The organism is Pedobacter sp. 01T416_2, from assembly GCF_056398925.1.
Window position 1 is genome coordinate 1 of the sequence record NZ_JBFTQI010000255.1, and the last position, 7,280, is coordinate 7,280.

5 protein-coding genes are annotated in these 7,280 nt (G+C 38.4%); 4 read left to right on the plus strand and 1 reads right to left on the minus strand.

Annotated elements, in window-relative coordinates; translation table 11 throughout:
• Nucleotides 1–238: 238 nt before the first annotated feature.
• Nucleotides 239–388: a hypothetical protein gene (locus AC1DPQ_RS12480; protein ID WP_477582499.1), complete on the minus strand. Its 150-nt coding sequence runs from the start codon at nucleotides 386–388 to the stop codon at nucleotides 239–241.
• A 25-nt stretch (nucleotides 389–413) separates the two neighbouring features.
• Between AC1DPQ_RS12480 and AC1DPQ_RS12485 the strand changes: the two genes are divergently transcribed.
• From AC1DPQ_RS12485 to AC1DPQ_RS12500, 4 genes are all read left to right on the plus strand, one after another.
• Complete coding sequence (locus AC1DPQ_RS12485) at nucleotides 414–3,647, plus strand: SusC/RagA family TonB-linked outer membrane protein (protein WP_477609530.1); 3,234 nt, start codon at nucleotides 414–416, stop codon at nucleotides 3,645–3,647.
• Between the two features lie 23 nt (nucleotides 3,648–3,670).
• Nucleotides 3,671–5,674: a RagB/SusD family nutrient uptake outer membrane protein gene (locus tag AC1DPQ_RS12490; protein ID WP_477582503.1), complete on the plus strand. Its 2,004-nt coding sequence runs from the start codon at nucleotides 3,671–3,673 to the stop codon at nucleotides 5,672–5,674.
• 26 nt (nucleotides 5,675–5,700) lie between these two features.
• Complete coding sequence (locus AC1DPQ_RS12495) at nucleotides 5,701–6,900, plus strand: DUF5000 domain-containing lipoprotein (protein WP_477609532.1); 1,200 nt, start codon at nucleotides 5,701–5,703, stop codon at nucleotides 6,898–6,900.
• Nucleotides 6,901–6,927: 27 nt separating this feature from the next.
• Nucleotides 6,928–7,280: DUF4998 domain-containing protein (locus AC1DPQ_RS12500; RefSeq protein WP_477609534.1), on the plus strand; the 353-nt coding region annotated here is incomplete at its 3' end.

The window sequence follows — 7,280 nt, forward strand, 5'->3', positions numbered from 1 at the left end:
GCTGTATCCTGTTTTTTAGAAGCAAAACCTAAACCTTTAACCGATCATGAAAAGATTAAAACAAACAAACAAATACCCCATTGCTGTCGAACTAATTGCTGATTGAAGGTTTGCCCGAAATCAGTATTACCCTTAACAAATTATTCATCCTTAATCCCAAAATTATGAAGAAAGCTAAATCTACTCAATATTCCGTTTTTTAAAACCGCTGGCAAAATAAAATAACATTAATGCTTTTTTATAAAAGCACACTAATCAAAACCAATTGCCAGGGATAAGGGCATTGTGCTATTTCCCAAACCATACTGACGAATATTTCGATTGGATGATTGCCTAATGCCTCTACGAGTGCAATATGATGGTAATCTATCTGGCCGGATATTGACATAGCTAACCATTTTTAAACCATTTTTATGAAGAAAAAACTACCGAAAAAAATCCCGCTACACCAGCAGGGTATTACCCTTAGGTCAATCTTAAAATTTTTGATCTATTTAGTAATTACAACTTCTAGCTTAACAGTATCTGCACAAACAGATGTAACGGTTAGGGGGATAGTAAAAGACACCGTGGGCGGTCTGCCGGGTGTAAACGTAAAAGTTTCGGGCACCAACCGTGGAATATCTACCGACGAGTTTGGACGGTATACGATCAAATTGCCAAGAACAGGTAAATTGTTGTTCTCACTGGTGGGCTATAAACCCAAAAATGTTGCCATTGCCAATTACGATAAAAATGCCGAAGGCGTTTATGTAATTAATGTAACCCTCTCATCAGATGCCAATTCATTAGAAGAAGTTGCAGTGGTGGGCTTTGGTACACAGAAAAAAACGAGTGTAATCAGTTCTATCACCGCCATTAATCCTAAAGAGCTTAAAGGGCCAACAAGTAACCTAACCACTATGATGGCGGGTAGGGTAGCTGGTATGATTGCTTATCAAAGAAGCGGTGAACCTGGTGCAGATAATGCACAGTTTTTTATCCGTGGTTTAGGAACTTTCGGTGCAGGTAAACAAGATCCTTTAATCCTGATCGATGGTATCGAATCAAGCCAGAACGATATGGCACGTTTGCAACCTGATGATATTTCTTCTTTTAACGTACTTAAAGATGCAACAGCATCGGCAGTTTATGGTGCCAGGGGTGCAAATGGTGTAGTACTTATTTTAACTAAATCAGGCGTTGCAGGTCAAACAAAATTTGGGTTCAGGGCCGAGTCATCACTTTCCTCAAATACTAAAAACTTCCAGTTTGCTGATAATGTAACGTATATGAAGCTGGCAAATGAAGCTGCGCTTACCCGTAACAGGTTGGCCATATTACCATATCTCCAAACTAAAATTGACGCAACTGCAGCGGGCGAAAATGAATTGCTTTATCCAAACAACAATTGGATAGAACAATTGATAAAAGATTATACCACGAATCAAAGATATAACATAAATATCTCTGGTGGGGGTACTAAGGCGAGCTACTATATTGCAGGTACTTACAATATTGATAATGGGGTATTAAAAGTTGCCGATCTAAATAATTTTAATAGTAATATCAAGTTAAAAAATTATTCTGTCCGTTCTAACGTAAATATTAACTTAACCAACACCACCGAAGCAATTATCCGTGTTTACGGGCAGTTTGACGATTATACCGGTCCTGTAGGAGGCGGTGGGGCTACATTTAACAGGGCAATTTGGTCTAATCCGGTAATGTTTCCTGCGGTTTATCCGGCAAGTTTATCACCTTATAGCAACCACCCCTTATTTGGTAATGCTATTTCACCAAGAGGTGGTTTATATATGAATCCTTATGCCGAAATGGTAAAAGGTTATCAGGATAAAAATGCTTCTACATTACAAACGCAGATAGAAATTAAGCAGGATTTAAAATTTATTACACCAGGTTTAACCGCCAGGATGATGAGTTATGCCCGTAGATATTCTTATTTTGATATTTCCCGCGCTTACAATCCTTTTTATTATTCGGCTACTGAGCAGCCAGATAAATCAATCGGACTCACCTTGATTAACGGTGGCGGTGCATTATCAATTGGTCCGGTAGGTACCGAATATCTAGGTTACTCGGAAGGTAAAAAGGATTTAAATTCGACTTTTTATGCCGAGTTTTCTGCAAACTACAACCGTACTTTTAAAGAGAAACATGCAGTTGGCGTGATGTTGATTACAACCATGAGAAATTATCTGGCTGCAAATCCGGGTAGTCTTCAGCTATCTTTACCATCGCGTAATCAGGGAGTATCAGGAAGAGCTACTTATGGATACGATAACCGTTATTTGGCCGAGTTCAACTTTGGGTATAATGGTTCTGAACGTTTTGCAGAAAATACCCGTTTTGGTTTCTTTCCTTCATTCGGTTTAGGATACATTATTTCGAATGAAAACTATTTTAAGCCACTTACAAGCGTAATCAATAGTTTAAAGTTAAGGGCAACCTTTGGTTTGGTGGGTAACGATCAGATTGGAAATGATTCCGATCGTTTCTTCTACCTTTCTGAAGTAAACATGAACAATGGAACATTTGGTTCGAGCTTTGGCGAAGATGGTTTATACTATAGAGATGGTATTTCAATTTCGCGTTATTCTAATCCATTCATTACCTGGGAAAAATCTAAACAAACCAACATTGGTTTAGATATGACCTTGTTTAATAGCTTGAATTTAACATTCGATATTTATAAAAACGAGCGTTCGAACATTTTAACCGACAGAACGTTTATTCCAAGTTCAATGGGCTTACAGGCATCTGTACGGGCGAATACCAATAAAGCCGAAAGTAAAGGTGTCGATTTCTCTGCCAGCTATAACAAATCGTTTCACAACGGCATGTTCCTACAAATGAGGGGAAACTTTACTTATGCCACCAATAAGATATTAATTTATGATGAGCCTTCATTTAGTACCAAAGAGGCTTATCGCTACCATATTGGTTTACCCACTACCCAATCATTCGGTTACATTGCCGAACGTTTATTTATTGATGATGCCGAAGCTAAAAACTCACCTGTGCAGTTTGCAGGCGTGCCAGGTTTAGACTATGGTGGTGGCGATATTAAGTATAGAGATGTAAATGGCGATGGTATTATCAGTGATGTAGACCAAGTGCCTATTGGTTTACCTACCAGTCCTGARATCGTTTATGGTTTTGGAGGTACGTTTGGTTTTAAAGGCTTCGATATCTCTGCATTTTTACAAGGTTCGGCCAGGTCTTCGTTTTTCATTAATCCAGGTAATATTTCACCTTTCGTACTCAATAATGAAACTGGCAATCCTAATGTTACACAAAATGGCTTATTAGAGGTAATAGCCAATAGTCACTGGTCTGAGCAAAATAGAGATAGCTATGCATTCTGGCCGCGTTTAAGTCCGAATTTTGTAAATAACAATACCCGTACTTCTACCTGGTGGATGCGTAACGGGTCTTTCTTAAGATTAAAGAGTGTAGAACTTGGTTATAATCTGCAAACCAAACTGCAAAAAAGACTTGGTTTTAATAGTGCCAGGGTTTATGTAAATGCGACCAACCTATCCAGTTTTAGCAATTTTAAACTTTGGGATCCCGAAATGGGCGGAAATGGCTTAGGCTATCCTGTACAAACAGTATATAATTTAGGTTTAAATGTTTCATTCTAACGATTGAGCTTAAAAAGATAAATATGAAAATCAACAATATTTTATTTCGAAAAGATACGGCAAAGCCAGGTTTAGCTAAACTTACGCTGGCCATACTCGCTATCGTGATATCCATTAGTTCTTGTAAAAAATACCTGGATATTGTGCCCGATAACGTAGCTACAATAGATAATGCCTTTACACTAAGAAATGAGGCCGAAAAATACCTGTTTACTTGTTATTCCTTTCTTCCAAAAGATGGAGAACCACTGCTTAATGCTGGCTTCATGGCTGGTGATGAAATATGGACCTCGCTAGATGAAAGAGAGTTTATTTCTTATGGCTGGCGGATGGCCAGGGGTAGCCAAGGTGCCGAAAATCCGTATTTGGATGCCTGGAATGGGCGCTATCAGGGTGGTGGCAATGTTTTCAACTATAACGATAACCCAAATGGTAATTATGGTTTATTTAAAGCCATTAGAAACTGTAATATTTTTCTGGAAAACGTACAGGATTTAAGCAAAATACCAGATTTAAGCTTAGATGAAAGACAAAGATGGATTGCGGAGGTTAAGTTTTTAAAAGCTTATTATAATTTTTATCTCTTAAGGATGTACGGTCCAATTCCAATTATCGATGTCAATTTAGGAATTAGTGCTACTGAAGAAGACGTGAGGGTTAAAAGAATGCCTTTTGATGAGTGTGTAAACTATGTAGTTGGATTATTGGATCAGGCTATTCCTAACCTACCTCAAATTATTACGGATAAAAGCACTGAACTTGGACGTATTACAAGGCCCATTGCACTTGCTGTAAAAGCAAAACTGCTGTTAACTGCTGCAAGCCCACTGTTTAATGGCAATACCGACTATAGTAATTTTAGAGATAAGGATGGGGTAGTGTTGTTTAATACCACTTACGATGCCAATAAATGGAAAAGAGCTTCCGATGCTGCCAAAGCAGCAATTGAAGGTGCAGAAGCTGCTGGATTTAAATTATATCAGTTTCCGGGTACCACCTTTAAACTATCAGATACTACCTTGAGGCAATTAACCATTAAGGGTGCCGTAACTGAGCGTTTCAATGTAAACCTGGAGCATGTTTGGGCAAATCCGAACAGCAGAACCTTTAACATGCAAAGAGCTGCTATGCCGCGTTTAGCTGCAACTGTGGTGGTTGGTAGTGCCAGACAGCAGTTGGCGCCACCATTAAAAATTGCCGAAATGTTTTATAGCAGAAATGGCGTGCCGATCAATGAAGATAAAACCCTCGATTTTACCAATAAATATACCCTAAGGACAGCTGTTAAAAGTGAGCGGTTTTATGTTAAAGAAGGTTACACCACGGCGAGGATCAATTTTGATAGAGAACCAAGGTTTTATGCCGATTTAGGCTTTGATGGTGGTGTTTGGTACAAATATGATAGTCCAACCAATTCTGACGAGGGAACATTTGTTTTAGAAGGAAAATCTAATCAGGTTGCCGGTGCAAACAACTTTGGATGGTACAACGAAACCGGCTATTTTATCAAGAAACTGGTAGATTGGAACATGATTAATGGTACCAACGGTGCCAGTTATCGCGATTATCCATGGCCGCAGGTAAGAATGGCAGATCTTTATTTAATGTATGCCGAAGCTTTAAACGAAACACTGGCCAGTCCTTCTGCTGATGTTTACGAATACATAAACAAAATTAGAACAAGAGCTGGACTACAAACGGTGCAAACCTCATGGACCACTTATTCCAACAATCCGGGCAAGTACACTTCAAAAGACGGTATGCGCGAAATTATCCAGCAAGAAAGATTGATTGAAATGGCATTTGAAGGTAGCCGCTACTGGGACATTAAGCGTTGGAAAAGAGCTGCAGAAATGTTTAACCAATCCATCACAGGATGGAGCGTTTATCAGCCAACGGCTTCAGAGTATTACCGTGTTAGAACCATATTTAACCAGAATTTTGTGGCACCACGTGATTATTTGTGGCCACTAAGAACTTATGATTTAACAGTTAACCCTAAACTGGTTCAAAACCCAGGTTGGTAGTATTAATTTTTATAAAAATATTCAATATGAAAAGAATGAATAGAAACCTGCTTGTGTTGCTGTTTGGTTTAGCAGTAGCCTTTTCGAGTTGCAAGGAAGAAGAAATTGTTCCATTGGAAAAAAATACCAATCCTCCCGGAAAAGTGTCCAATGTTTCCGTTACCAATGGTGCAGGCAATGCAACCATTACCTTCAGCTTACCTAGCGATAAAGATTTATTGTATATAAAAGCTGTATACAATTTAGCCAACGGCCAACAAATGGAAGTGAAAACTTCTTATTATGGCAATAGTTTATTGGTAGAAGGATTTGGAGATACCAATGAGCATGAGGTAAAAGTATATAGTGTAAACAGAAGTGAAACCGCTTCAGAACCTGTTATCGTTAAGGTTAAACCACTGGAAAACCCAATTTGGGGTGTTTACAGAAGTTTAAAAGCTGTTGCTGATTTTGGCGGATTAAACTTTAAAGGCACTAACCCATCAAAAGCCGATCTGGCCATAGAGGTTTTGGTTTTATCGAAAGGTAAATATATACCAACATCAAAAAATATTTATACCGCCGCTATAGATATCGATCAATCCGTTAGGGGCTTAGACACTTTAAGCCAAAAATTTGCCATAACCATTAGAGATCGGTGGTTAAACTATAGCGATACGCTTTTTACTACATTAAAGCCACTTTACGAAACGGTTTTATCTAAATCGACCTATAAAGAAGTAATTTTGCCAACAGATACTCCTCAAGAATATTCAAACACGGGTGTAGCTAAAATGTGGGACGGAAACATTATCGATTGGCCTAGTGTATGCTTAACCAAAACCACAGTATTAACGCCGCAATGGGTAACTTTTGATCTGGGTAAAATTGCCACGCTTAGCCGTATTGTGGTTTGGAATTACCCCGAATACCTTAATGCTGGCCGCACCTATTATTACGGTGGCAACTTAAAAGATTTTGAAATCTGGGGTACCGATAACCCACCTGCTGACGGAAGTTTTAATAACTGGGTAATGTTGGGTAAATACAGCTCTCAAAAACCTTCTAAAAGTGCTTATGGTGTGCAAACAAGTGAAGATTACGCTTTTGCAAATGCCGGCATAAGCTACAATTTTGCTGTAGGCCTTAAAAAAGTAAGGTATATCCGCATAAAATCTATTAATAATTGGCAGGGTAACTCATTTATGAGTGTATCAGAAGTTCAACTTTATGGAGACCCAAGATAGAGGCAATAACTTAACAGAATTTTAGAGATGAATAATCAAAAAATAAATATAAGAACCATAAAACTAGCTTTTATGATCCTGTTGGCTGGCGCTTACCTCGCCTGTACAAAGGCCGACGACTATAAAAAATTTACTGAAACGGGAGAGATCTCTTACACTGGGAAATTGGATTCAGTAAAAGTAATGTCGGGAAATAATAGGGTGTACATCCGTGGGTTGTTTCTTGCAGATCCAAAAGTGACGCAGTGTAAAATCTTTTGGAATAATAAAGCCGATTCTGTCGTTATCCCCGTAAAGAAAAAATATCCCATCGATACGTTGAAATACTTTGTAGAAAATGTAAAAGAGGGTGTACAGAATTTCGAAATCTATACCTATGA